The sequence below is a fragment of the Flavobacterium sp. genome, from assembly GCF_050696275.1.
In the GTDB taxonomy this organism is placed as follows: domain Bacteria; phylum Bacteroidota; class Bacteroidia; order Flavobacteriales; family Flavobacteriaceae; genus Flavobacterium.
The window spans coordinates 38,744-63,392 of the sequence record NZ_JBOGUT010000013.1; the positions used below are offsets into that span (position 1 = coordinate 38,744).

26 protein-coding genes are annotated in these 24,649 nt (G+C 35.3%); 14 read left to right on the forward strand and 12 right to left on the reverse strand.

The window, feature by feature from the left end; genetic code table 11:
* Positions 1-168 precede the first annotated feature (168 nt).
* The 3 genes from fmt to ACRDEC_RS08500 are packed head-to-tail and all read right to left on the reverse strand — an operon-like array spanning position 169 to position 3,607.
* On the reverse strand, positions 169-1,119 hold the full coding sequence (gene fmt / locus ACRDEC_RS08490) for a methionyl-tRNA formyltransferase (protein ID WP_431497905.1): 951 nt from the start codon (positions 1,117-1,119) through the stop codon (positions 169-171).
* Positions 1,116-3,014 (reverse strand): RecQ family ATP-dependent DNA helicase, encoded by a 1,899-nt coding sequence (locus ACRDEC_RS08495; RefSeq protein WP_431497906.1) that lies wholly within the window; start codon positions 3,012-3,014, stop codon positions 1,116-1,118. The genes fmt and ACRDEC_RS08495 overlap by 4 nt, the downstream gene beginning before the upstream one ends.
* A 56-nt stretch (positions 3,015-3,070) precedes the next feature.
* Entirely contained in the window at positions 3,071-3,607 is a 537-nt protein-coding gene (locus ACRDEC_RS08500; RefSeq protein WP_431497907.1) for an AAA family ATPase, read from the reverse strand.
* Positions 3,608-3,744: 137 nt separating this feature from the next.
* On the opposite strand from ACRDEC_RS08500, the gene ACRDEC_RS08505 reads away from it, so the two are divergent.
* The 4 genes from ACRDEC_RS08505 (at position 3,745) to ACRDEC_RS08520 (ending at position 6,970) form a co-directional block, all read left to right on the forward strand.
* Complete coding sequence (locus ACRDEC_RS08505) at positions 3,745-4,029, forward strand: DUF493 family protein (RefSeq protein ID WP_431497908.1); 285 nt, start codon at positions 3,745-3,747, stop codon at positions 4,027-4,029.
* Positions 4,030-4,746, forward strand: coding sequence for a DUF4290 domain-containing protein (locus ACRDEC_RS08510; RefSeq protein ID WP_431497909.1), 717 nt, complete (start codon positions 4,030-4,032; stop codon positions 4,744-4,746).
* A 77-nt stretch (positions 4,747-4,823) separates the two neighbouring features.
* On the forward strand, positions 4,824-6,134 hold the full coding sequence (murA, locus tag ACRDEC_RS08515) for a UDP-N-acetylglucosamine 1-carboxyvinyltransferase (RefSeq protein WP_431497910.1): 1,311 nt from the start codon (positions 4,824-4,826) through the stop codon (positions 6,132-6,134).
* Between the two features lie 65 nt (positions 6,135-6,199).
* Positions 6,200-6,970 (forward strand): sulfite exporter TauE/SafE family protein, encoded by a 771-nt coding sequence (locus ACRDEC_RS08520; RefSeq protein WP_431497911.1) that lies wholly within the window; start codon positions 6,200-6,202, stop codon positions 6,968-6,970.
* 35 nt (positions 6,971-7,005) lie between these two features.
* On the opposite strand, the gene ACRDEC_RS08525 is transcribed toward ACRDEC_RS08520, so the two are convergent.
* The 3 genes from ACRDEC_RS08525 to ACRDEC_RS08535 all read right to left on the reverse strand — a co-directional run bounded on the left by ACRDEC_RS08525 (position 7,006) and on the right by ACRDEC_RS08535 (position 10,553).
* Positions 7,006-9,480, reverse strand: a complete 2,475-nt coding sequence (locus ACRDEC_RS08525) for a DUF5686 and carboxypeptidase regulatory-like domain-containing protein (RefSeq protein WP_431497912.1) — start codon at positions 9,478-9,480, stop codon at positions 7,006-7,008.
* Positions 9,481-9,519: 39 nt separating this feature from the next.
* On the reverse strand, positions 9,520-9,942 hold the full coding sequence (locus ACRDEC_RS08530) for a type II 3-dehydroquinate dehydratase (protein ID WP_431497913.1): 423 nt from the start codon (positions 9,940-9,942) through the stop codon (positions 9,520-9,522).
* A gap of 71 nt (positions 9,943-10,013) precedes the next feature.
* Positions 10,014-10,553: a porin family protein gene (locus ACRDEC_RS08535; RefSeq protein ID WP_431497914.1), complete on the reverse strand. Its 540-nt coding sequence runs from the start codon at positions 10,551-10,553 to the stop codon at positions 10,014-10,016.
* 220 nt (positions 10,554-10,773) lie between these two features.
* Between ACRDEC_RS08535 and ACRDEC_RS08540 the strand changes: the two genes are divergently transcribed.
* Together ACRDEC_RS08540 and ACRDEC_RS08545 are read left to right on the forward strand one after the other, a co-directional pair.
* Positions 10,774-11,328: a porin family protein gene (locus ACRDEC_RS08540; RefSeq protein WP_431497915.1), complete on the forward strand. Its 555-nt coding sequence runs from the start codon at positions 10,774-10,776 to the stop codon at positions 11,326-11,328.
* A gap of 191 nt (positions 11,329-11,519) precedes the next feature.
* The gene (locus tag ACRDEC_RS08545) at positions 11,520-12,188 is read left to right on the forward strand and encodes an outer membrane beta-barrel protein (protein WP_431497916.1); all 669 of its coding nucleotides are present in this window, start codon (positions 11,520-11,522) and stop codon (positions 12,186-12,188) included.
* A 70-nt stretch (positions 12,189-12,258) separates the two neighbouring features.
* Here ACRDEC_RS08545 and ACRDEC_RS08550 read toward each other — a convergent pair whose 3' ends face one another.
* On the reverse strand, positions 12,259-12,855 hold the full coding sequence (locus ACRDEC_RS08550; RefSeq protein WP_431497917.1) for a porin family protein: 597 nt from the start codon (positions 12,853-12,855) through the stop codon (positions 12,259-12,261).
* 56 nt (positions 12,856-12,911) lie between these two features.
* Here ACRDEC_RS08550 and xerD point away from each other — a divergent pair, with 56 nt between their 5' ends.
* Positions 12,912-13,817, forward strand: coding sequence for a site-specific tyrosine recombinase XerD (xerD, locus tag ACRDEC_RS08555; protein ID WP_431497918.1), 906 nt, complete (start codon positions 12,912-12,914; stop codon positions 13,815-13,817).
* Between the two features lie 6 nt (positions 13,818-13,823).
* Here xerD and hisS read toward each other — a convergent pair whose 3' ends face one another.
* On the reverse strand, positions 13,824-15,194 hold the full coding sequence (gene hisS, locus ACRDEC_RS08560) for a histidine--tRNA ligase (protein ID WP_431497919.1): 1,371 nt from the start codon (positions 15,192-15,194) through the stop codon (positions 13,824-13,826).
* A gap of 293 nt (positions 15,195-15,487) precedes the next feature.
* Between hisS and ACRDEC_RS08565 the strand changes: the two genes are divergently transcribed.
* On the forward strand, positions 15,488-16,729 hold the full coding sequence (locus ACRDEC_RS08565; protein ID WP_431497947.1) for an ABC transporter permease: 1,242 nt from the start codon (positions 15,488-15,490) through the stop codon (positions 16,727-16,729).
* Here ACRDEC_RS08565 and prmC read toward each other — a convergent pair whose 3' ends face one another.
* Together prmC and ACRDEC_RS08575 are read right to left on the reverse strand one after the other, a co-directional pair.
* A complete protein-coding gene (gene prmC, locus ACRDEC_RS08570; RefSeq protein WP_431497920.1) occupies positions 16,730-17,587 on the reverse strand; it encodes a peptide chain release factor N(5)-glutamine methyltransferase in 858 nt (285 codons plus the stop codon).
* A 1-nt stretch (position 17,588) separates the two neighbouring features.
* Positions 17,589-18,074 carry a GNAT family N-acetyltransferase gene (locus tag ACRDEC_RS08575; RefSeq protein ID WP_431497921.1) on the reverse strand — a complete coding sequence of 162 codons (486 nt, stop codon included), beginning with the start codon at positions 18,072-18,074 and terminating at the stop codon, positions 17,589-17,591.
* A gap of 100 nt (positions 18,075-18,174) precedes the next feature.
* Here ACRDEC_RS08575 and ribD point away from each other — a divergent pair, with 100 nt between their 5' ends.
* The 3 genes from ribD to ACRDEC_RS08590 are packed head-to-tail and all read left to right on the forward strand — an operon-like array spanning position 18,175 to position 20,422.
* A complete protein-coding gene (ribD, locus tag ACRDEC_RS08580; protein WP_431497948.1) occupies positions 18,175-19,191 on the forward strand; it encodes a bifunctional diaminohydroxyphosphoribosylaminopyrimidine deaminase/5-amino-6-(5-phosphoribosylamino)uracil reductase RibD in 1,017 nt (338 codons plus the stop codon).
* Positions 19,188-19,796: an HAD family hydrolase gene (locus tag ACRDEC_RS08585; protein ID WP_431497922.1), complete on the forward strand. Its 609-nt coding sequence runs from the start codon at positions 19,188-19,190 to the stop codon at positions 19,794-19,796. Before ribD ends, ACRDEC_RS08585 begins: the two co-directional genes overlap by 4 nt.
* Before the next feature lie 11 nt (positions 19,797-19,807).
* Positions 19,808-20,422 carry an IMPACT family protein gene (locus ACRDEC_RS08590; RefSeq protein ID WP_431497923.1) on the forward strand — a complete coding sequence of 205 codons (615 nt, stop codon included), beginning with the start codon at positions 19,808-19,810 and terminating at the stop codon, positions 20,420-20,422.
* 312 nt (positions 20,423-20,734) lie between these two features.
* Here ACRDEC_RS08590 and ACRDEC_RS08595 read toward each other — a convergent pair whose 3' ends face one another.
* Positions 20,735-21,136, reverse strand: coding sequence for an acyl-CoA thioesterase (locus tag ACRDEC_RS08595; RefSeq protein WP_431497924.1), 402 nt, complete (start codon positions 21,134-21,136; stop codon positions 20,735-20,737).
* Positions 21,137-21,334: 198 nt separating this feature from the next.
* Here ACRDEC_RS08595 and dnaA point away from each other — a divergent pair, with 198 nt between their 5' ends.
* Genes dnaA through ACRDEC_RS08610 form a run of 3 tightly spaced genes read left to right on the forward strand, consistent with a single transcriptional unit; the run spans position 21,335 to position 23,959 of the window.
* Complete coding sequence (gene dnaA, locus ACRDEC_RS08600) at positions 21,335-22,762, forward strand: chromosomal replication initiator protein DnaA (protein WP_431497925.1); 1,428 nt, start codon at positions 21,335-21,337, stop codon at positions 22,760-22,762.
* 3 nt (positions 22,763-22,765) lie between these two features.
* Positions 22,766-23,227: a low molecular weight protein-tyrosine-phosphatase gene (locus ACRDEC_RS08605; protein ID WP_431497926.1), complete on the forward strand. Its 462-nt coding sequence runs from the start codon at positions 22,766-22,768 to the stop codon at positions 23,225-23,227.
* Between the two features lie 6 nt (positions 23,228-23,233).
* Entirely contained in the window at positions 23,234-23,959 is a 726-nt protein-coding gene (locus tag ACRDEC_RS08610; protein ID WP_431497927.1) for an SAM-dependent methyltransferase, read from the forward strand.
* On the opposite strand, the gene ACRDEC_RS08615 is transcribed toward ACRDEC_RS08610, so the two are convergent.
* Positions 23,956-24,597, reverse strand: coding sequence for a peptidoglycan-binding protein LysM (locus tag ACRDEC_RS08615; protein ID WP_431497928.1), 642 nt, complete (start codon positions 24,595-24,597; stop codon positions 23,956-23,958). The two genes, ACRDEC_RS08610 and ACRDEC_RS08615, sit on opposite strands and share 4 nt — an antisense overlap.
* Positions 24,598-24,649: the final 52 nt, after the last annotated feature.

Here is a 24,649-nt window from a genome sequence, read left to right on the forward strand (position 1 = left end):
TTAATTGATTGGTTAATATTAATACTTACACCTACAAATTTAATAGGATTTCCTTACCATACAACACTTAAGCTATTTTTTTGTTGTTTTTGTTAATAACTTAAGTTCTTTGTTGATAAATAGACTTTGTTTTTATCAAATCGGCGTTAACCCTATCATTTATTGGGCTTAAAATGCAAGAGTCTTTTCTGAAAAAGTCATTCCGTTAAGCAATTCATGCACCAACATCTTCTTTTTTCCCGGAAATTGCAATGACAAGATATGAATATATCCGTCATGAGCAGCAATTTTCATTTCTTTTTTTGTAGCTATAACACTTCCGGCCGGATTGTCATGAGCCACAATTTCTTTCCTTACATCATAAATTTTCACGTTCCACTGTTCCTCTCCATCTTTAAAATTACAATAAGCAGTCGGATACGGACTCAGACCTCTTATCAGATTATAAATCTCGGTGGTATTTTTAGTAAAATCAATTTTACAATTTTCTCTGTCTAATTTATAGGCTGTTTTTATATCCGAAGTATCCTGCTGAATGGTAGTTGTTGCTTTTCCTTCAGAAATAAGAGCTAAAGTTTCCAAAACCGTCCTGCTTCCTAAATGCATCAGTCTGTCATGAAGTTCGCCGGCATTTTCCGATTCTGAAATTTCGATTGTTTCGCTCAAAATCATAGCACCTGTATCAATTTTTTCATCAATAAAGAAAGTAGTAACTCCCGTTTTAGTTTCCCCGTTGATAATTGCCCAGTTAATTGGTGCCGCCCCTCTGTAATTAGGCAGCAGCGAAGCGTGTAGATTAAACGTTCCTAACTCCGGCATGGCCCAAACTGCTTTTGGCAACATTCTGAACGCCACCACAATATGCAAATTGGCATTCAGCGCTTTGAGTTCCGCTAAAAAAACTTCATCTTTCAAATTGGCAGGTTGTAACAATGTCAGATTTTGCGCTACAGCATATTCTTTTACTGCAGAGAATTTAACTTTTTGACCACGTCCTGCCGGCTTATCCGGTGCCGTTATAACAGCGGCTATTTCGTGTTGTTTTTGCTTTACAATGGCATCCAAAATTCCTACTGCAAATTCCGGCGTTCCCATAAAAACAATTCGTAATGCTTTCATTTCTTACTAAGTGTATATTGATTTTTTGTATTGAATGTAATAATGCCGTGTTCCAATAACTGTTTCAGGGCTTTTAATATTTCTGATTCTTCGACAGGAAAAACAGCAGCTACATCTCTTGAAGTCATTTCTTTTTCTGAAAGTAATGCTAGTATTTCTGTCCGAATGGTTCCTAAATCATGCTTTTGGGACTTCTTATTACTGCAAAAAGAACAAATTCCGCAATCGTCAGGATTTTTCTCTCCAAAATAATCAAGCAGTAATTTACTCTTGCAATTACTTTCATCTGAAACATACCGAATTACAGCTTCCAGTTGATTTTTCTTTACCAGATTTTGCCGCTGCAGATCTTTTGAAACCCTGTTTATTGTTCTGTCATCTTCTCGAACTTCGAGAAAGGTAATCTTCGATTCGTTTTGCTGTGAAAAATAATCAACGATATTGAGATTTTTCAATTTCTCCAGCAAATTTAATACTTTAGCTTCAGTTGAGTTCGCTTTTTTGGCAATAAAAACAGTATTAATATTCGTTTGAAGATCAAAAATCCCGGGATATGTCCTTAAAATAACAGCAATTATCGGTTCATCGTCAGGATTTAAACTGATATACCGAATGACTTCCTTCGATTCAATTAAAAACTGAATCTGTACTTTCTCCGAAAATTCCTGAGAAAGCGAAATAACTCCCTGACGGTCTAAAAACTGAAGCGAATTAAACGTTTTTATTACCGGAAACTTATATTGTCCACAAAATTGATTCAAGCTAAACGAAAACTCTTCATTAATTCCTTCTCCATAACCAATCCGGAAGTAATTGCAGAGCTTTACAAAAACTTCCTTCAGAAAATTTGTATCCGGCAATACCGAAATAAATTGGCTTTCCGCCTGAATAACATCTGACGGAGATGAAATTAAAACCGCAAATGCTTTTTCACCATTCCGTCCTGCCCTACCGGCTTCCTGATAATAACTTTCAAGATTTTCGGGCAAATTGATATGAATCACCGTTTTTACATTAGGCTTGTCAATCCCCATACCAAAAGCACTTGTAGCAACCATAACCGTCACTTCGTCTTTCATCCAGGAATTCATGTTTTTTTCTTTCTCTTTCACGGGCAAACCGCCGTGGTAAAAAGTAGTCTTATGCCCTAATGCACTTAACTGCGCGGCATACTCGTGGCAATTTTTTCGATTTCGGACATAAATAATAGAAGATTCTGGGTTTTTCTGCAGAATTTGATGCAGTTTATGCAGTTTATCTTCTGCTTTAATTATAAAATAGCCCAAATTATCCCGTGCAAAGGATTTCTGAAAAACATTTGGATTCTCTAAGCCTAAAAGACCAATAATATCTTCCTGGACAACTGGTGTTGCTGAGGCAGTAAGTGCTATAAAGGGAATTTTGGAGAAATGAGATTTTAATTTTTTAATCTTCAGGTAAGAAGGTCTGAAATCATGCCCCCATTGTGACACGCAATGTGCCTCATCAATAGCTATTAATGAAATAGGCAATGCTTTAATTCTTTCTAACACCCAATCCTGTTCCAGCCGTTCCGGTGAAAGGTATAGAAATTTATAATTCCCAAATTGGCAATTGTCCAGCAGTTCAATCAATTCATCCGGTTTTATGGAACCCGTTAATGCAATTGCTTTAATATCCCTGTTTTGCAATTGATTTACCTGATCTTTCATCAAGGCTACCAAGGGAGAAATAACAAGACACAATCCGTCATTGACTATTGCAGGAACCTGAAAACACAATGATTTTCCGCCGCCGGTTGGCATCAGACCAAATGTGTCGTTCCCTTCTAAAACCGACTGGATAATACCATCCTGAACAGGCCTGAAAGCAGTGTAATGCCAATATTTTTCAAGAATTTGTAATGCTCTTTGCATTTTCTATATTTAGGGTAAAGTTTGTAAAGAATAAGACTTTAAAACTTATAATACAATCATTTAAGATGCCCTAAGATAAAAAGAATTCTGTTATCCATACTATCTTTTGGCACTTCAATAAGATCGTACCCATACTTTTCGTAGGTTTCAACCAGGTGATTGTAAATTAATTTTGCCTGTTCGTAATTCTCATAACGCTCATTATCTGCAATATAAATATCTTTCCAAGGCGGTAAAATAAATATTTTGGTGTATTTATTTTCGTGACAAGCGGCATCAAAAAAAGCAGGATAACTATCTCCTATATAATGCATATAGGCCAATACATCCGGGATACCACGATCTAAAAAGACAACATCGTGTGACTCATTTTGAGCACTTATGAACTGTTTTTTTCTTCCTTCCAAAAGCAATTCACTGAAAAGCAGCGGGTTTTCAAGAAACAATTGTTCGATTCCTTGTTTTTTTGCCTCCAGAATCACTTCTCTCGAAATTTCAGGATAACAGCAATGACCTCTAGCTATCAATCCATCGATAATAGTAGTTTTTCCTGTCCCAGGACCACCAATAATAACAACAATTTCTTTCTGCACTTTGTAAAAAATAAAGGCGCAAAAATACTTAAAGTAATTGGGATTTGAAAAAATGATTTAAAATAATCCTAAATCATCGTCTCTATTAAAAAAATCTAAAATCAAAACCTTATATTTGCTTTTATTTTAATTTGAATATGGATAAGAAAACCACCGAGTTTTATGCACGATTAAAAGAAGAACTCAACAACGCTAACGTTTGGCCTGCCAAATATTTATTTAAATTTATTGTCCCTACGGAAATAGAAAAAATTAAAGCGGTTGAAAATGCTTTTGATCGCATGGGAGCCGTAATAGACACACGTCAGTCCAAAGCCGGAAAGTTCACAAGCGTTTCTGTGGATGTGCAAATGCCAAGTGCTGAAAGCATTATTAAAAAATACCAAGAAGTTTCAACTATTGAAGGTATAATTTCCCTATAAATGGATACAAAATACATAAAAGAGATTGCTGCTGATGTAGTGCAGAATTTAGAATACAATTCTGAAAGAAAAGCACTCATCATCCCTGAATACGGTCGTTATTTACATAAATTAATAGACCAGGCCACAGCTATTGAAGACAGGACTGAACGGAATAAAGCAGCAAAATACATCATATCAGTGATGGGAAATCTGAATCCGCATTTACGTGACGTGCCTGATTTCCAACATAAACTTTGGGATCAGATTTTTATTATGTCTGATTTTAAGTTGGATGTAGATTCTCCGTACCCGATTCCATCGCGTGAGGTGTTAAAAATGAAACCTGATCCGCTGAAATACCCGCAGAATTTCCCTAAATATCGCTTTTACGGAAACAACATCAAGTACATGATTGATGTGGCAAACAAGTGGGAAGACGGTGACTTAAAAAACGCTTTATGTAAAGTCATTGCCACGCACATGAAAAAATCGTATTTGAGCTGGAACAAAGACACTGTAACTGATGCCGTTATTTTTGAACATTTACTGGAACTTTCCGGAGGAAAAATCAATCTGACACAAAGCTCGGAAGAATTACTAAATTCTAATGATTTAATGCGTACAAACAAACGCATGTCAAATAAGATTCAAACCAACAGCAATAGCGGAAAACCGAAAATCACAAAAAACGGAAAGCCAAAACCTTTTATCAAAAACAATAATAATCCGAAATAAATAGTTTTGAGTTATGAGTTATAATAATCCTAACTTATAATTCATGACCATAATCATAACTTATATCACACACAAAAATGGGAACTTTTAAAATTGAAGGCGGTATCCGATTAAAAGGAGAAATCACACCACAAGGGGCTAAAAATGAAGCATTGCAAATTTTATGCGCCGTGCTTTTGACCCCAGAAAAAGTAACAATAAACAACATCCCTGATATTATTGACGTCAACAAACTAATTACTTTATTAGGCAATCTTGGCGTTAAAATCCAAAGAAATGGACCTGGCTCAGTCACTTTTCAAGCAGATGAAGTCAATGTAGGTTATCTTGAAACAGAAGCTTTCAAAAAAGAAGGCGGTTCTTTACGTGGTTCTATCATGATTGTAGGCCCGCTTTTAGCACGTTTCGGAAAAGGATACATTCCAAAACCGGGTGGCGATAAAATTGGAAGAAGAAGATTAGATACTCATTTTGAAGGATTTATCAATCTTGGCGCAAAATTCAGATACCAAAGAGAAGATCATTTCTATGGTGTCGAAATAGATGGCAGATTGAAAGGTGCGTATATGCTATTGGACGAAGCTTCGGTAACAGGAACAGCCAACATTGTTATGGCTGCAGTACTTGCTGAAGGAAAAACAACTATTTACAACGCTGCCTGCGAACCTTACCTACAACAGTTGTGTAAAATGCTGAATTCGATGGGCGCAAAAATTACAGGTGTAGGCTCTAACTTAATCACCATTGAAGGTGTTGAAAGTCTTGGCGGATGCGAACACAGAATTTTACCTGACATGATCGAAATAGGTTCTTGGATTGGCCTTGCAGCTATGACAAGAAGTGAAATAACGATTAAAGATGTTTCTTGGGAAAATTTAGGTGTAATTCCGAATGTGTTCCGAAAATTAGGAATTACATTAGAAAAAAGAGGGGATGATATTTACATTCCGTCTCATGAAAACGGATATGAAGTAAAAACAGATATTGATGGTTCTATTTTAACCATTGCTGATGCGCCATGGCCGGGATTTACTCCTGATTTACTAAGCATCGTTTTAGTGGTAGCTACACAAGCAAAAGGTGACGTTTTAATTCACCAGAAAATGTTTGAGAGCCGTTTGTTCTTTGTTGATAAACTAATTGACATGGGCGCTAAAATTATGCTATGTGATCCGCACAGAGCTGTGGTAATGGGACATGATTTCCAATCTCAATTGAAAGCAACCACTATGTCTTCTCCTGACATCAGAGCTGGTATTTCGCTGTTAATCGCAGCACTTTCTGCTAAAGGAACAAGTACAATTCAAAACATTGAGCAGATTGACCGTGGATACGAAAGAATCGACGAAAGATTAAGAGCCATTGGAGCTAACATAGTCCGTGCTTAATTTAAAACAATAATTCAAAATATAATAATCCCATAGCGAAATGCTTTGGGATTTCTTTTTAGAAGATGGAAACCAGCATACTTATTTTTCTTTGTTTAGCCTCTTTTTTTGCCGGCTTCGTTGACGCGATTGTGGGCGGCGGCGGATTAATCCAGACGCCTGTTGCTTTAATACTATTACCCAATTATGCCGTTTCAACCATTATTGGATCCTTAAAAATCCCTGCATTTAGCGGAACAAGTTTTGCTGCTTTTCAATATTTGAAAAAAGTAACTATGAATTGGAAATTACTCATTCTTATGTCTGTAATTGCCTTTGCTTCTGCTTTTACAGGTTCCACCCTATTAACTTATGTGAGCAATGATTTCATGAAACCGCTGCTTCTGGTTGTACTTTCGTTATTGGCCGTTTACACTTTCATGAAGAAGAATTTCGGTCAGCATCAGGAAAAATTAATGTCATTAAGGCAACAAATAATTTACGCTGTCATCATTAGTCTTACCGTTGGTTTTTATGATGGTTTTATCGGTCCCGGTACAGGAAGTTTCTTTGTAGTTGCTTTTATTTCATTACTGGGATTTGATTTTCTTCACGCTTCAGCCAATGCTAAAATGGTAAATTTAGCAACCAATTTTGGTTCCATATGCCTATTTATTTTAAAAGGAAAAATCATTTGGGCAATTGCTATTCCAATGGCATTATGCAATGCTCTTGGCGGTTTTATTGGCGCCAAATTGGCCATCGCAAAAGGCAACGGATTTATTCGTGTTTTCTTTTTAATTGTTGTAATCGGAACATTGATTCGTTTCGGATACGATGTCTTTATAGGTAAATAATAGCCTTTAGATTTCTTTGAAACCCAGTCTCTTTCCTATTCGAGGACATTCAAAAATTTCAAACCAAAAACGACTCCATCGGTCTGGAACCCGCTTTGATACGATCTGACATAATCAAATCGGAAGATTTTGTATTTTCCAAATCCTAAATTATTCAATCCGGCGGAAAATTCGTGGTAAGGTTTTCTATCAGGAACTGAAAGATTATGATACCCTAAAATCAAGTTGGCTTTCAATTTATTCAGCAACGGTACTTTATTCGTCACAAACCCTTTATCATCGTATTCGGAATGTACTTCGAAAAAAGCATCATTTGTACTGTTTGTATAGTAAGGCAATAGGTTAAAAACATTCAGGTAGTTATCCGACTGTCCAATATGCGTCTGGTTTCCGGCAAAATGCTTATAATCTACAAATGAAATATCAGAAGCATTGTAAAATTTCCCTACAGTAAGATTTACTCCCAGACTTCCTTTATTGCCAAGGTTAAAATCTTTGTCCACTTTTCCTGATAAATAATCGAAATTATAACTGTTCAGATTCCCTCCAAACCCTTTTTCATACGTAAAATATACCGTAGGATATTTATCATTTGTGATATTGAATTTACCGTCAGGACGCATCCAATACTCTTGTCCAAAATTAATTTTCCCTGTAATTTTAGCCTTGATTAAATTGTGCTTAACAATCGCCGGAGTAACTTCATCGAAAGGCCGTAACGGATTGTTTGAAGTATATAAATCATCGCTTTTTATAATACTGAAATCAGTGTTGTTAAACAATGGTTTCCGTTCGGAATATTCTACATTGGCAAAAACAGTAAAACTATTAATCACTTCCTGACTGTATCCGATTTTAGCAAAATTTTTATCGTACAGCTTTATGAAATTATTCTTAAAAAACAGCGTACTAACCGAATTTACAATATTCGAAATTGGATTTCTTTCGTTAAACTGAACAATGCTACTACCTCCTGAAATGTTCAATGAGGCATTATTATGATTATTGAATTTTCTTGAAAACTCTCCTTTAATCCTTAATTTTTGTTCTGCAAAACCATAGTTAAAAGTCGTTTTTGCCTGTATAAAAGTCCTGTCTTCTTCTTTGGTTTTTAGAAACGAAAAACCGGAACTCAGCGCATATCCCTGAACTGTATTGAATTTGACAGACAGTAATGGTCCATTGTAATTGAATGACCAATTTTCATACGAATTCTGATAGCTATAACCCATTAACACATCTCCTATCCCGAATTTATTCTTCTTTTTATCAATGGAATCCAGGTACACTTTTGATTTTCTTAAAGTCTGAATACTGTCTTTCTTAACATAATCATTGCTTTCTTCCAAGGTTAACGGTATTGGTCTGATGGTATTCCAGAAACTGTCTTCCTTTTTATTGGCTTCTTTCTCGAAAGTAAGCACTTCCCTTGTAAATGTTTTTTTATCAAATTTAGGCTCAAATTCAAAATTGCTGTACACATAAGTAAACCTTCCTGAAATATTAATTCCCATCAATCCGGCAATAAAGTCGAGACTTTGGGTGTTTTTTGTCCAGATCTTATCCTTTGGATTATAACTAAAACTTTGTTTCAAGACCAAATTATCCATAAACGGCATTTGTACTCTAGCTCCTTTTATAACTGCATCTATAGCGTAAATTGCCCAGGAATCTTCTACAATATAGATATAGCCTTCAATAACCGGCTCTGCATCTCGTCTTGGAATTACTTTTATCTTATTAATTTGCTGCTTGTCTTCGGTATAAAAACTTCCTTCAATCTTAAATTTATAATAAGCAAATGCATTATCGCTCAAAGGCGAAATAAGATTAGTCTGAAAGGGAATGTAATTTTCATAGAAATCAAAATCAACTGATGCAGCATTATTGAAACTGAAACCATTATCTTTTCCGCTTACTTTTGAAGCTACTATGGTTTCTTTCATTTTATCTGGCTTTTGAAAATTTAATTTCGATACTGTTTCTGACAAATACAAAATCCCCGTTCGAGTAGAATCTAAAGCCCCGTCAAAGTCACCTAAATCCTGTCCTAATATTTTCTTTGGTGCGTCTTTAATCCTGATTAATCCTCGGGAATAAAAATCAGCGTTGTATTTTGATGTCTTATCAGCGTTTTCCTTTTTAGCAGCAATCGCATTTCGTATAATCTGCTTAGCAGGATCTTCCTGATTACTGACAGTAACTTCACTTAAAGTAATATTTTCTTCTGTTAATTCAACATTTAGCTGGTATGGAAAAACATCTATTGTTACTGGTATTCTTTTGGTTTTAAAACCTAAGTATTGAACAACGACAACATAATTTCCCGGTTTTTTGAGACTCAGTTCATACAAACCGCTTTCATTTGTAGAAGTGCCGTTATACGTATTTTCAATAAGTATGGTTACTCCCGGAAGTCGATTGTTCTTATTGTCTGTAATTAAGCCTTTTACCTGTGAAAATGAAGCAATTGTGCACAACAAAAACAGCACCAGTGATATTTTTCTCATTAGAAATTTTTAGAATAAGACTGAGTTATCCGAAAAAAGTTACGCAAGATCTATAAAAGATAGCAAGGCCAGTTCATAACTTTTTAAACCAAAACCAATTATGACTCCTTTAGCGTTAGGAGAAATATACGATTGATGGCGAAAAGTTTCTCTGGAAAATGTATTTGAAATATGAACTTCAATAACAGGTGTCTGTATCGCTTTTATACAATCTCCTATACCAATTGAAGTATGAGTATACGCTCCGGCATTAAGAATTATGCCATCATGATCAAAACCAACTTCTTGCAGTTTATTAATGATTTCTCCCTCAACATTGCTTTGATAGTAACTCAACTCAACAGTTTGGAACTTACTCCGCAGTGTGCTAAAATAGCCTTCAAAATCCTGACCGCCGTAAATTCCAGGCTCTCTCTTTCCAAGAAGATTTAGATTTGGCCCGTTTATAATGATGATTCTCATTTTAGTTTTTTGTAAAAATAGAAAAACCATCCCGATTGCGAAATGGTTTAACAAATTAATGCAACTATTTTTTAGAACATAAATCCTACAGATAATTGCCCTACTGAATTTTTAAAATCTGCATTTTTATCAATTTCGGTGAGTCCTAATGTGTATCTGCCCTGAATAAAGAAGTTTTCGGTGAGTTTAAATCCTAAGCCTCCCGCCAGCGCAAAATCAAATTCATTGATATCTGTCGAAGTGTCTATTTTTTTGGACAGCAAAAAAGAAAACTGCGGACCAACATCGATACTTACAGTTTTTCCAAGATTAATTTTTACCAAAACAGGAACTGAAACATATCCTAGTTCAGATTTAAATTCTTCAACTGCATTCTTGTAAGATGCTCCTTGTGTTGAATACAATACTTCAGGTTGTAAAGAAAAAGCATCTATTATTTTTATTTCTCCTACCAAACCTGCATGATAACTGGTAATAGCATCCGTCTGCAATGTTGAACCCTGAAAATTAGCATAGTTTAAACCTGCTTTCACTCCCAGTCTAAATACTTGGGCATGACCAAAATTTACTGTAAATAATACTAGAATGATACTAAAAATTACTTTTTTCATAATTATTGACAATTAAAGATTATTCTTAATAAGAACTTTAATTTAGAAAAAAAATTGTATCCGATAAATTTTACAAATAAAAAAAACACCACCAACTCCTTAAAAATAAGAATAATAGCCTTAAAATTGTTGGTAAAATTGTTAATAACTAAAATTAATATCTTGTATTTCAGGAATTTATAAGTTCTAAATTCACTATAGTAATTTTAAAACTAAACAAATGAAAAAAGTAGTATTAACTGCCGCAGCACTATTCGCATTCGGATTTGCTAACGCACAAGAAGTAAAATTCGGGGTTAAAGCGGGGCTTAACTTAGCAAATTTGTCTGGAGATTTAGAGAACACCTCTATGAAAGCCAGTTTCCATGTTGGTGGATTTGCTGAAATCAAGCTTTCTGACAAATTTGGAATTCAACCGGAAGTATTATACTCTGTACAAGGTGCTGATGTTGACGGCGGGACTTACGAGTTCAGTTACGTTAATGTTCCTGTTATGGCTAAATTTTACCCAATTCCACAATTAAGCTTAGAAGCAGGCCCGCAAATTGGATTTTTAACATCCGCTAAAGGCAAACCGGACAGCGGCCCAGATGTAGATGTAAAAGAGTTTTTAAAATCTACAGATTTTGGAGTTAATGTAGGTGCCAGTTACAACATCACTGATAATTTCTTAGCCGGATTGAGATACAACATTGGCTTAGCCAACATCTCAGATGAAGAAAATGGTGATATAAAAAATGGTGTTCTATCGTTATCCGTAGGCTACAGGTTCTAATTTTAGTCGCAAAAACCTACAAAAACCTCCTTTATGGAGGTTTTTTTAGTTAATAAATATTTAAATTTTAATCCTAAAAAACTCATAATGAATTTGTTAAATTCCGAAGTGATTTGCAGCAATACAACCCTTGTTTTTTCGAAAGGAAATTATTCTATATTCGCATATAATTTTTAAAATTAAATAAAACAATGAAAAAAGTATTATTAACAGCAGCGGCTTTATTCGCATTTGGATTTGCTAACGCACAAGAAGAAGCTAAATCTTTCGGATTTTCTAAAGGAAACATTATTGTTGAAGGAAATTTAGGATTTTCAAGTGACAAAGACAACGAAAGTTTCAATGGAACTGACGTTGAAGAAACTAAAACAAATGCTTTCAATTTTAACCCTAAAGCAGGTTATTTCGTAACTGATAAAATTGCTGTTGGAGTTGAATTAGGAATTGGATCTAACAAAGAAGAAAACACAGTTTTCGGTTCACCTAACGTTACTAATGAAATTAAATCTAACTCTTTCGGAGCTGGTGTATTCGCAAGATATTATTTCTTAGAATTAGGTCAAAGATTCAAAACGTATACTGAAGCTGGTTTAGGTTTTGGTTCTACAAAAAACAAAACTAACGGTACTGAGACTTCTAAAGTTAATTCTTTAAACTTAGGAATCGATTTAGGTATCAACTATTTCGTAACTGAGAAATTTGCTATCAACTTCGGTTTAGCTAATGTATTAGGTTACTCTTCTGCTAAAACTGAATTCCCAGGTGGTGGAGAAGAAAAATCAAATGAACTTAACGGAAACTTCAATGTTTTCAATAACTTCTTCAATACAGCTCAATTCGGTTTGACTTACAAATTCTAATTTGTAGCTATATAGTATTAAAAAAACCACGCCAATGGCGTGGTTTTTGTTTTTATACTCATTCAAAAAATTACATTTTAAACCCGATTCCTACTTGAAAAACCATGTTTTTAGAATCGCTGTCTTTTACAACTTCATTTAAACTCTGCGTAAAACGACCCGTAATAAAAGCACCTCCACCAAAATTGAAAGAAACACCAGCAGCAATTGCCGTATCAAAACTGTTGACCTCATCCTCAGTTGTGGAGCCATTATCTGATTCTGTTTTTTCTGAAACTTTCAAGCCAAATTGCGGCCCGGCCTCAATACTAAACAGTTTTCCTATGTAAAGTTTTGCCAAAATAGGCACATTTACATAATCAATCTGATAGGTTACTTTGTAATTCGAACCTATAAGTGGCTTAACAGTTGTCTCAAACCCTTGTCTTGAATAAACGACCTCAGGCTGAATAGCAAATACATTTCGAACGACAGGAACCTCACCTAAAAAACCAATATGAAAACTAGTTCTGGGATCCGGACCTTCATCAAATTCACCCTTAGATACAGTTGAGTAATTCAAACCACCTTTAATTCCAAATCTGGAATTGTTTGTGTCCTGTGCCGCAATATTACCCGCAAATGCGAATAAAAATGCTCCTAATGTCAATTTTTTAATTAATTTCATATCGTATATATTTAATAATTAATCAACGTAAAAATAGTAAGAAAATTATACCATTCATGAAAAACAACTGGCATTCTTATATTAAAAACTTTCAATCATATCTGAAAATAGAAAGAGGATTGTCTAAAAATTCTATTGAAAATTACACCTTAGATATTGAAAAACTCTGCAGGTATTTAGAAGTCCAAAACATTGAAATTTCACCTGTAAAGATTCAGGAAGAAACCGTCCAGCAATTTATTTATGAGGCTTCAAAAGAAGTAAATCCGCGTTCGCAAGCCAGAATTATTTCTGGATTAAAAAGTTTTTTTAATTATCTTATTTTTGAAGATTACCGCGCTGACAATCCCATGGAACTGATTGAAACACCGCGTTTAGGACGAAAATTACCCGACACACTTTCCATTGAAGATATCGACAGACTGATTGCCGCCATCAATTTAGCATCAAATGAAGGTGAACGCAACCGTGCCATGCTGGAAACTCTCTACGGCTGCGGATTACGTGTCTCAGAATTAGTATCGCTCAAAATTTCAGACTTATTCTTCGCCGAAGGTTTTATCAAAATAACCGGAAAGGGAAACAAACAGCGTTTTGTTCCCATCAGCAGCTACACGCAGAAATACATTGAAATATATAAGAAAGAAATAAGGCCTCATCTTCCTATCCAGAAAGGACATGAAGACACTTTATTTCTAAATCGACGCGGAAGGCAATTGACAAGAGCAATGATTTTTACAATAATAAAAAATCTGGCTGTAGAAATCCATTTAAACAAAACAATCAGTCCGCATACATTCCGTCATTCTTTTGCAACACATTTACTTGAAAATGGTGCCGATTTACGTTCAATTCAGCTCATGTTAGGACATGAATCAATTACAACAACCGAAATTTACATGCATGTAGACAGAAAGCATCTTAATCAGATCATGCAGACTTTCCATCCCAGAAATAATTAGTTATGGCTATTGAAGTTCTGATTTCAAAGCTTCAAAAGAAAGTTTCTTCTGTTCGCCGGAAACTAAATTTTTCAATGCATATTCATTATGCTGCATTTCATCACCACCAACAATCACAGCAAAAGGAATTCCGCGTTTGTCAGCATATTGAAATTGCTTTCCAATCTTCACATTATCCGGGTACATTTCCACTTTAATTCCTGATTTCCTCAACTCAGTAATTGCTTTCATGGCGTATTTTGTCTCGTTTTCTCCAAAGTTTAAAAAAATCGCTTTAGTAGTTGACGTTACCGTTTCCGGAAATAAATTTAATTCTTCAACAACCAGATAAATACGGTCTAATCCGAAAGAAATCCCAACACCGCTCATATTTTTCAATCCGAAGATTCCGGTCAAATCATCATAACGGCCTCCACCACCTATAGAACCCATCGAAACACCACTTGGCGGAGCTACTTCAAAAATAGCACCCGTATAATAATTTAAACCACGAGCCAGTGTAACATCTAAATCTAAAATAGCGGAAGATAAACCTAAATCAGCAACATTGTCACATATAAATTGCAGTTCTTCCACTCCTTTCATTCCTTCAGATGAAGAAGAAAGCAACGCTGATAATTTTTGTATTTTCTCCGAAATTGATCCGGTAAAATGAAACAAGAGCTGCACTTTTTCGATAGCCGATTCAGAAATTCCTTTTTCAATCATTTCTTTCTTAACGCCATCCTCTCCTATTTTATCGAGCTTATCGAGTGCTACTGTAAAATCAATTAACTTATCAGAAGCCCCAATTACCTCAGCAATTCCTGATAGTATTTTACGATTGTTGATTTTAATCGTTACGCCTTCCAGTTTTAAATCTGTAAAAACAGCATCGTACAATTGCACTAATTCTACCTCCTGCCATAATGAAGTGGAACCCACCACATCAGCATCACATTGATAGAATTCTCTAAAACGTCCTTTTTGAGGTCTATCTGCTCTCCAAACCGGCTGGATCTGATAGCGTTTAAACGGAAATTCTATATCATTTTGATGTTGTACCACATAACGAGCAAACGGAACGGTTAAATCGTAGCGTAATGCTTTTTCGGAAATACTTGCAGCAAGTTTGTTACTGTCTTTTTCCGCTAAATGAAGTTCGTTGGCTTTGGCTAGATAATCTCCTGAATTTAAAATCTTAAAAATCAGGCGATCTCCTTCTTCTCCGTATTTTCCCATCAGGGTTTCGGAATTTTCAAAAGTAGGTGTTTCAATAGGCTGGTATCCGAACTTCTCAAAATGAGTGCGTATCTTTTGAATAATGTATTGACGTTTTGCTACTTCCGCAGGTGAAAAATCACGGGTTCCTTTTGGTATGCTTGGTTTTGATGCCATATATTTAGATTGTTATCTCTATAGAGTTTTATAATTTTTAGGGTACCGAAGTTCCGAAAATCATGATGTAGCCCTGATGGAAGCGTCATCCTTTTTTCCTTATACAGAAACCCGTTTGTAAAACGAATGTCGATTTAGGGAAAAAAGATACAGCGCACAGCAGGAACAACAGTCATCTGAAAATCCAGGCGATTCGCTCCTAAAACTTTGCAAATATCTTACTTTTTACCCTATTTATAAAAATTAACCTTCAAAACTTGTAACAAAAAATGTACTTTGGAGTCCAATTCACTATGTTTGGATTATTCAGAGAAAATGTCAGAATCGCGCTGGGTTCTATAAAAACACAGTTGCTTCGCACCATATTAACGGTGCTTATCATTGCTATTGGAATTACTGCTTTGGTCGGAATTCTAACCGTGGTTTCAGCACTTGAAAACACCCTTTCCAGCGATTTTGCTTCGATGGGCTCTAATACTTTTACCATCAATCAATACGATAATCTTACCCGGACTAATGGTAATGGTGAACGAAAAAAAATAAATCCGATCATCTCTTATCCGGAAGCCAGAGATTTTAAAGAGAATTTCAATTATCCGTTAACAAATACTTCCATTTCGTTTACAGCTACTTCAAATGCTGAAGTAAAATATGAAAATACCAAAACAGATCCGGAAGTTTCGGTTTTAGGTGTTGATGATTATTTCCTTCCGAATTCCGGTTTAGAAGTTGCAAAAGGCCGTAATTTTACTGCTTTCGACATTGCAAACAACAATTACGTTTGCGTTTTAGGTTCCGATTTTGAAAAAGGTTTATTGAAGGATTTAAATCCGATAGACAAAACCATTTCCATTCGAGGCGCAAAATTCAAAGTCATTGGTGTTTTGGAAGAAAAAGGATCAACTTTCGGCAACAGCCAGGATTTAAGAGTCATGATTCCGATACAAGTGGCACGAACCTTATTTACCGCTCCAAACATCAATTATACGACCAGCGTAATGGTTGAAAACAAGGAGTTATTAAGCCAAGCAGTTGATGATGCCATGATTGCTATGCGAAAAGTCCGTAAATTGAATCCCATTGAAGATACTAATTTCGGAATATCCCGTAGTGACGATTTAATTAATAAAATCCTTGGTATCACACAATATTTAGGCATTTCAGCTTGGGTCATAGGCATTATTACCATTTTTGGATCTTCCATTGCGCTGATGAATATTATGCTGGTTTCAGTAACCGAAAGAACGCGTGAAATAGGAGTAAGAAAAGCACTCGGAGCTAAGAAAAGCACCATTGCTATTCAGTTTTTTATGGAAACACTTGTGATAGGACAATTAGGAGGACTTTTAGGTGTTATTTTAGGAATTCTAATCGGCTTTGCTCTTGCTACAGCAATTGATTTTAAATTCGTAATTCCGTGGCTTGCCATTACAGCTGCATTTATTGTAAGTTTTATTGTGGCTGTTGTTTCCGGTTCTTATCCTGCAATAAAAGCTGCCCAACTGGATCCGATTGAAGCGCTGCGTTACGAATAATTACGGTTTTACAGCAAAAGTCATTCTGTCGTTTCCGTAAATATCTTTCCGTAATTGGCTGTTTTTAAAATTATTTTTCTCCAGTAATTCTTTCATTTCTTCTCCGAGATATTGATTGATTTCGAAGTATAATTGTCCGTTTTCTGAAAGGTTTTTTAAAGCTAATTCAATAATTTTTCTATAGAAAACCAAAGCGTCCGTATCTTCCACAAACAAAGCCAAATGCGGCTCGTAAGCCAGTACATTTTTATTGATTTCTTCTTTTTCCAAATTCCTGACATAGGGCGGATTGGAGACAATTATATCGAATTGTTGCGCCAAATCCTCCGTTTCCAGTATGTTTCTGTGAAGAAAAGCAACCTTCACATTGTTTCGAGCAGCGTTTTTTTGGGCAATTGCCAATGCTTTTTCAGAAACGTCAATCGCATACACTTCGGCATTTGGTCTGTTTTTAGCCAATGAAACAGCGATGCATCCGGCTCCTGTTCCGATATCTAATATCCGAAGAGGATTTTCCGACTCGAGAATTGAATTATTTGATAAAATCCACTCCACCAGCTCTTCTGTTTCGGGTCTTGGAATCAAAGTGTTCTCATTGACATAAAACGGCAATCCAAAAAATTCCGTTTCCCCAAAAATATATTGAATCGGTTTATGTTCTTTGAGTTGTGCCAAAACCGTTTCCCACTGGAGTAATTGGATTGTGTCAATTTCGAAATTAGGATTCAGAGCCAAATCTACCCGTTTCATCTGATGAAAAGCATCCAAAACAATATAAAAAAAACTCTCGATTTCTTTTTCGTCGAAAATTCCAGTAAGTTCCTGGACAAATTGAGTTCTGTAGGTTTTTAGAAGCATATTACAAATCTTTTATCATCCAGACCGGACACGATGAATGTCCTGTGTTGCCCATTGGTCCATCGAGATATTCGAAACCGGTTTTTTTATACAGTTTCTGAGCGGCTTCCATGTATGGCATCGTTTCTAGGTAGCATTGCTTGAATCCAAATTTTTTAGCTTTTTCAAGACAGCTGTTCATCATTTTAGAACCAATGCCCAAACCTCGTGTTTCTGCCAGAAAATACATTTTTTGCAGTTCACAGACTTCCGACGAACCATTCGCTAAAGGCGCAATTCCCGCTCCACCGATGATTTTCCCTTCTTTCTCCACCACAAAATACATTGATTTCGGATCAGAATAGGCTTCAAACATATAATCCAATTGCGGATCAGCATAGGCCGTTCCTACTTTTGGCACGTTATGTTCGATTAAAACGGTACGAATCACACTCGCAATTTCCAGATTATCAGTTTTTTGAATTTCTCTAATTATGGCTTCGCTCATTTTGAACAGAAATAGTTATTTTTGTGATGTGAAGATACACGAAACACTAATGAAAAAAAAGCCTTATTCCAAAATAGTTGAAGGCATTCCTGACGCTCTTATGCTAAAAAACAATTTTTCGGAAGAATTTTACATAAAACGCTGCATTGAATTAGCCGAAAATGGTTTGGGGACTACTTATCCCAATCCACTGGTTGGCAGCGTAATTGTATGCGACGGAAAAATTATTGGAGAAGGCTGGCATCGGAAAGCAGGAGAAGCCCACGCCGAAGTAAATGCCGTAAATTCAGTAAAAGATAAATCCCTGTTATCGAAATCGACTATTTATGTCAGTTTGGAACCTTGCAGCCATTTCGGAAAAACACCTCCGTGCAGTGATTTGATTATTACACATAAGATTCCAAATGTTGTTATCGGAACAATTGACCCTTTTGCCAAAGTTTCGGGCAACGGAATCAAAAAACTGCAAGAAGCCGGAATCAATGTAACTGTTGGAGTTCTCGAAAACGAATGCAACGAACTCAATAAGCGCTTTTTCACTTTCCACAACAAAAAAAGACCTTATATTATTCTAAAATGGGCAGAAACTGAAGATGGCTATATTTCTCCAGCAACAAAAGAAGAACAAAAACCTGTCTGGATTACCAATCCATATTCCCGTCAATTAGTTCATAAATGGCGAAGCGAGGAACAAGCAATACTTGTAGGAACGCAAACCGTGATTGATGATAACCCAACTTTAAATGTAAGAGACTGGAAAGGAAACAATCCCGTAAGGATAGTTTTAGATAAAAATAATCGAATTTCAAAAGAAAGTTTTATCTTTGATAGTTCGTCAAAAACATCAATCATTGATAATCAATCTATTGATTTTCATAAAAACACCGCAGAGCAAATTGCTGGTTATTTATATGGAAATACAATACAGTCAGTAATTATTGAAGGCGGCAGAAAAACTTTACAGACTTTCATAGATGCTGATCTATGGGATGAAGCAAGAGTTTTTATTGGAAGGGAGCAATTTTCAAATGGAACTAAAGCCCCTATCATCACTGGAAAAGCAGTGCAAAAAAGCAAAATAGAAAGTGACGAACTAGTAATCTATTCAAATTTATGATTAACACTATTATTTTCGATTTTGGCGATGTTTTTATCAATTTGGATAAAGAAGCTTCGCTTAATGCATTAAAAAAATTGGGATTAAATTCCTGGAACGGAGAACTCGAACAACTGAATCAGGATTTTGAAAGAGGAAAATTAAACGAAGCCCAATTCATAATCGGTCTTAAGAAATTAATTCCAAACGCTACAATTGAGGATTTAAGAATTGCTTGGGGAGCCGTATTACTTGATTTTCCTTTGCACAGATTAGAATTTTTACAGCGGTTATCAATGAAATACCGTCTGTTCTTATTGAGCAACACCGATGAAATACACATCTCAAGATTCGAACATAAAGTAGGCACCACATTTGCCAGAGAATTTTACCAATGTTTTGAAAAAGTTTATTTTTCATTTGAAATCGGACTGCGAAAACCCGATCCGGAAATCTTCAATTACATCATCAAGAAACACGATTTATCAATGAAACGTACCTTGTTCATCGATGATAAAAAAGAAAATACCGATATTGCACAATCGCTTGGTATGCATGTCTGGAATCTTCAAGCCGGACAAGAAGACGTGACAGACCTTATCGATAAAAAATTTATAAGCCGATAAATTCATTCTTTTTGGAAATACAAGACACTTATCTCACCATTGACAAAGCCTCTTCTGAAATTTTATTTAAAGACAAAAACAGCAAGTTTTTTGGCTACGCGTTTCCTATTGCTTCAGAAGAAGAAGAAGTAAAAAACCACATAGACAGCCTTAAAAAACAACATTTTTCAGCACGCCACTGGTGTTATGCTTATCAAATAGGGACGACTAAAATTCAATACCGGGCCAATGATGACGGAGAGCCAAACAATTCTGCAGGAATGCCCATTTACGGCCAAATTCAATCCTTTGGACTAACTAATGTTCTAATTGTTGTAGTACGGTATTTCGGAGGCATTAAATTAGGCGTAGGAGGATTGATAACTGCATACAAAACAGCAGCACAAATGGCACTCGAAGAATCAGAAATTATAGAGAAAACTATCGATGTTCATTTTTTAATTCAATTTGATTATAAAAACATGAACAAAGTAATGCGGGTTATTAAAGAAAAAAACATCACAATCGTAGCGCAAAAAATGGAAGAAGATTGTCAAATCGAAATAGCCACACGGGCAAAAAATGCCAAAACGATTTTTGAAATTTTTGAAATTATGTTTGAAATCAGTATCAAACAGAAAGAATAGGTTACTTTTTCAGTACGGCATTTGTAAGCCAGGCAAAAATCAAGACAATAAATTTCTTATCCGGACCATCTTCGGCTCCTGCTTTTAATCTGGACATTTTTCTATAAGTTGAATCATTTATTAAGACACTCCCATAATAAAATACTCTACTCTTCGTTAATTGATTGCAATGATTTTTTAAATGTCAAAATCATTGCAATCAATAGTTAAGAAAAAAAAAGTACCAAATTAAAATCACTCAACAAAAAGCAAAATAATTTTGACATTTTTAACCCCTTTTTTAGAAGAAAATTTAAAGAAACTTAACTCAATTTACAGATTCTTTAATTTTTCAATAACATAATCCGGAGGCAAGGTTGGACGTCCGGTTTTCATGTCTACAAAAACCAAAACGGAATGCCCAGTTGTTAACAACTCATTGTTAGCATTGTAAATTTCATAATCGAAATCTATCTTCACCGAGGTTTGATTTTTGTAAATCGTTTTCACCGTTAATTCATCATCGTAACGAGCCGGTTTTTTGTAATTCATAGATAAGGAAACCACAGGAAGCATAATTCCGTTTTCTTCCATCCATTTATAAGAAAGTCCAAGGTTTCTAAGCCATTCCACACGACCCATCTCAAAATACTGAGCATAATTCCCATGATAAACAACACCCATCTGATCCGTTTCTGCATACCTGACACGCACCTTAAATTCGTATTCTCTCATTCGTTTTATAACATATAAATTAATAATTCTTTAACACTTACAAAATACCATTACGACATTTTTTTCATAAAATCAATATCAAAAAAATTTTTTTTTAAAGATTTTATAACCCATATTTGCTATCCCAAATTACTCTAACAGAAACCAGTTTTTTTTACCAGAAAAAACCTTAATAATTTAACTATAAGAATGCAAACAATGAATAAAACTGCGGAATCGGTCTGGGATAACTGTCTATCGTTCATAAAGGACAATATACAGGAACAAGCATACAAAACTTGGTTTGAACCAATCAAGTCAGTAGAGCTTACAGACAACGCACTTTATATTCAGGTCCCTAGTAAATTCTTTTACGAATGGCTGGAAGAGCATTACGTTAAATTGTTAAAAGTCGCCTTAACCAAAGAACTTGGAAAAAACGCGAAGTTACTTTATAAAATTAAAATGGAAAACACTTATGGTAATAAACTTCCGTTTACGGAACAATTACCAAGTGCACATCGTTCTCCTGTAAAAACTCAGGAAATTGATGTTCCGGTACAACAAAAAAACCCAGAATTAAAAAATCCATTTATCATTCCCGGAATCCGAAATTTAAAAATCGAATCCCAACTGAATGCCAATTACAGTTTTGATAATTTCCTTGAAGGAGATTCTAACAGACTGGCTCGTTCGGCAGGTATGGCAGTAGCTAATAAACCTGGAGGGACATCATTTAATCCTTTATTAATTTTTGGCGGTGTAGGATTAGGAAAAACACATTTAGCCCATGCTATCGGTGTAGAAATAAAAGACAAATATCCGGACAAAACCGTTTTGTATATTTCTGCTGAAATATTCACTCAACAGTATATTGATTCGGTTAAGAAGAATACCAGAAACGACTTTATTCATTTTTATCAATTAATTGATGTTTTGATTATTGATGATGTCCAATTCCTTTCCGGAAAAACAGGAACTCAGGATGTATTTTTCCACATCTTCAACTACTTGCATCAAAACGGCAAACAGGTTATTCTGACATCAGATAAAGCACCTGTTGACATGCAGGATATCGAGCAGCGTCTATTATCCAGATTCAAATGGGGACTTTCTGCAGAATTGCACCAGCCGGATTATGAAACCAGAATTTCGATCTTAAAAAATATTTTATATCGAGATGGTGTAGAAATACCGGAAGACATCATAGAATATGTAGCCCGAAATATCAAAAGCAACGTACGGGAACTTGAAGGAGCTATCATTTCATTGATTGCTCAATCTTCTTTCAATAAAAAAGAGGTAACAATCGAGTTAGCAAAACAAGTAGTTGAGAAGTTTGTTAAAAATGTGAAACGTGAAATCTCTATTGATTATATTCAAAAAGTGGTTTCGGACTATTTCCAATTGGATGTTGATACTTTACAATCTAAAACCAGAAAACGCCACGTAGTTCAAGCAAGACAACTGGCTATGTTTTTTGCTAAAAGATTTACTAAGGCTTCTTTAGCTAACATTGGTTCCCAAATAGGAGATCGTGATCACGCAACCGTTTTACATGCTTGTAAAACTGTAGACAATTTGGTATCAACCGATAAGCAATTCAAAAAATTTGTTGATGACATCAACAAGAAACTATCTTTGTAAGTTATGTCCACAAAAATATTGATGGTTTGCTTGGGAAACATTTGCCGTTCTCCATTGGCAGAAGGTATTTTGCGTTCTAAACTTCCTTCGAAATCTTACATTGTAGATTCAGCCGGCACCGGACATTGGCATGTAGGCAATCCACCTGATGCCCGATCTATTAAAGTTGCCAGAGAAAGAGGTGTTGATATATCAAATTTAAGAGGCCGGCAATTTTCAAAAAAAGACTTTACTGATTTTGATTATATTTATGTGATGGACAGTCAAAACTATCGAGATGTTATTAATTTAACTTCAAATGAAAATGAAAAAGCAAAAGTTCATCTGATACTTAACGAAATTTTCCCTAACGAAAATGTTGATGTCCCTGATCCTTATTACGGATTACAGGATGGCTTTGAAAAAGTATTTGACATGCTTGATATGGCTTCTCAAACGATTGCTGAAAAACTTATGAAAAAATAAATTCCAATGAAACCAATTACTTTTTTAGGCAAATTATACCTCATCCCAACCACGTTAGGAGAAATAAACCCTGAAGATGTTTTACCTGCAACAATCAAAAGAAGTATTGAGTTTATTGATGATTATATCGTTGAAAACGAGAAAACCGCCCGTCGCTTTATAAAAAGTGTTTATCCCGAAAAGAAACAGCCTGAGCTCAAAATTTCAGTACTAAACAAACACACGGAAACCCGAGAACATCTTGAATTTATAAAACCTTTATTAGAAGGCAAGAATGTTGGGCTAATGAGTGAAGCAGGTTGTCCGGGTGTAGCTGACCCAGGGGCTGTAATTGTAAAATTGGCCCATGAAAAAGGCATTCAGGTTGTCCCGTTAGTTGGCCCGTCATCTATTCTACTTGCTGTTATGGCTTCTGGAATGAATGGGCAAAGTTTTGCTTTTAACGGCTATCTGCCTATTGACAAATCTGAAAAAAAACAAGCTTTAAAAGGATTAGAGAAATTATCATTTGATAAAAATCAATCGCAGTTATTCATCGAGACACCGTATCGAAATAATAAATTATTAGAAGACATATTACAGATATTACAACCAAATACCAGTTTGTGTATTGCCTGTGACATCACCTTGCCAACAGAATACATTAAAACAATGACTGTTAGTTTATGGAAAAAGCAAAAGATCGATTTACATAACCGTCCAACGCTTTTTATTCTTCATAAAACCTACTAATAGTGCCTCGCTTTAGCCTTTTCATTCGGAACAATAAAGTTGGTATCATAACCTGCAAAATCTTTCAAATACTCTAGTATTGAAGTGCCATAACCATCCCTAAATTTCCGCCTCCCGTTGGTCCTTAAAAATTTTTTTACCGATCCGGGACCGCCGAGATGAGCTGCAGCCAGTATTCCCGATTCTGTAATTTCAACACCTTTGATTACCTTTCCTGAATACTTGGAAATTTCCTTTCGCAGCTCCCATTTGTTCCTGGACAGATTAGCCAAAAAGGCTTTTTCCTGCATTTTTTTACTTCTTAAAAACGCCAGAGTGTCTCTGATTCCTAAAATTTTAAGTGTTGCTGATCCGAATTGGTATTTTCCTAAATATCCAAAAGAATTTACTTTGTGGTATTTCCCCTGAGACTCGCGCACAGCAAGACTCTGTTGGAATCCAATGAAGGTTTTTCCTGTAAAAGGAATGTCAAAAAATGTTTGGTTAAGTTCAACCTCTGTAGGAACTGTACAAATTACCTCCTCTTCTTCGTGTATCCGAAACCAAGGATATAATTTTAAATAAAATGGTGTAAAACCAGAGCTTAGTATTATGATTGAGGCAAATAATCCGATATTAAATATCATATTCTTTGTCATAATAGTATATTTTCTTTCAATTCAGGAGAATCAAAAAATTTCTACATTACTA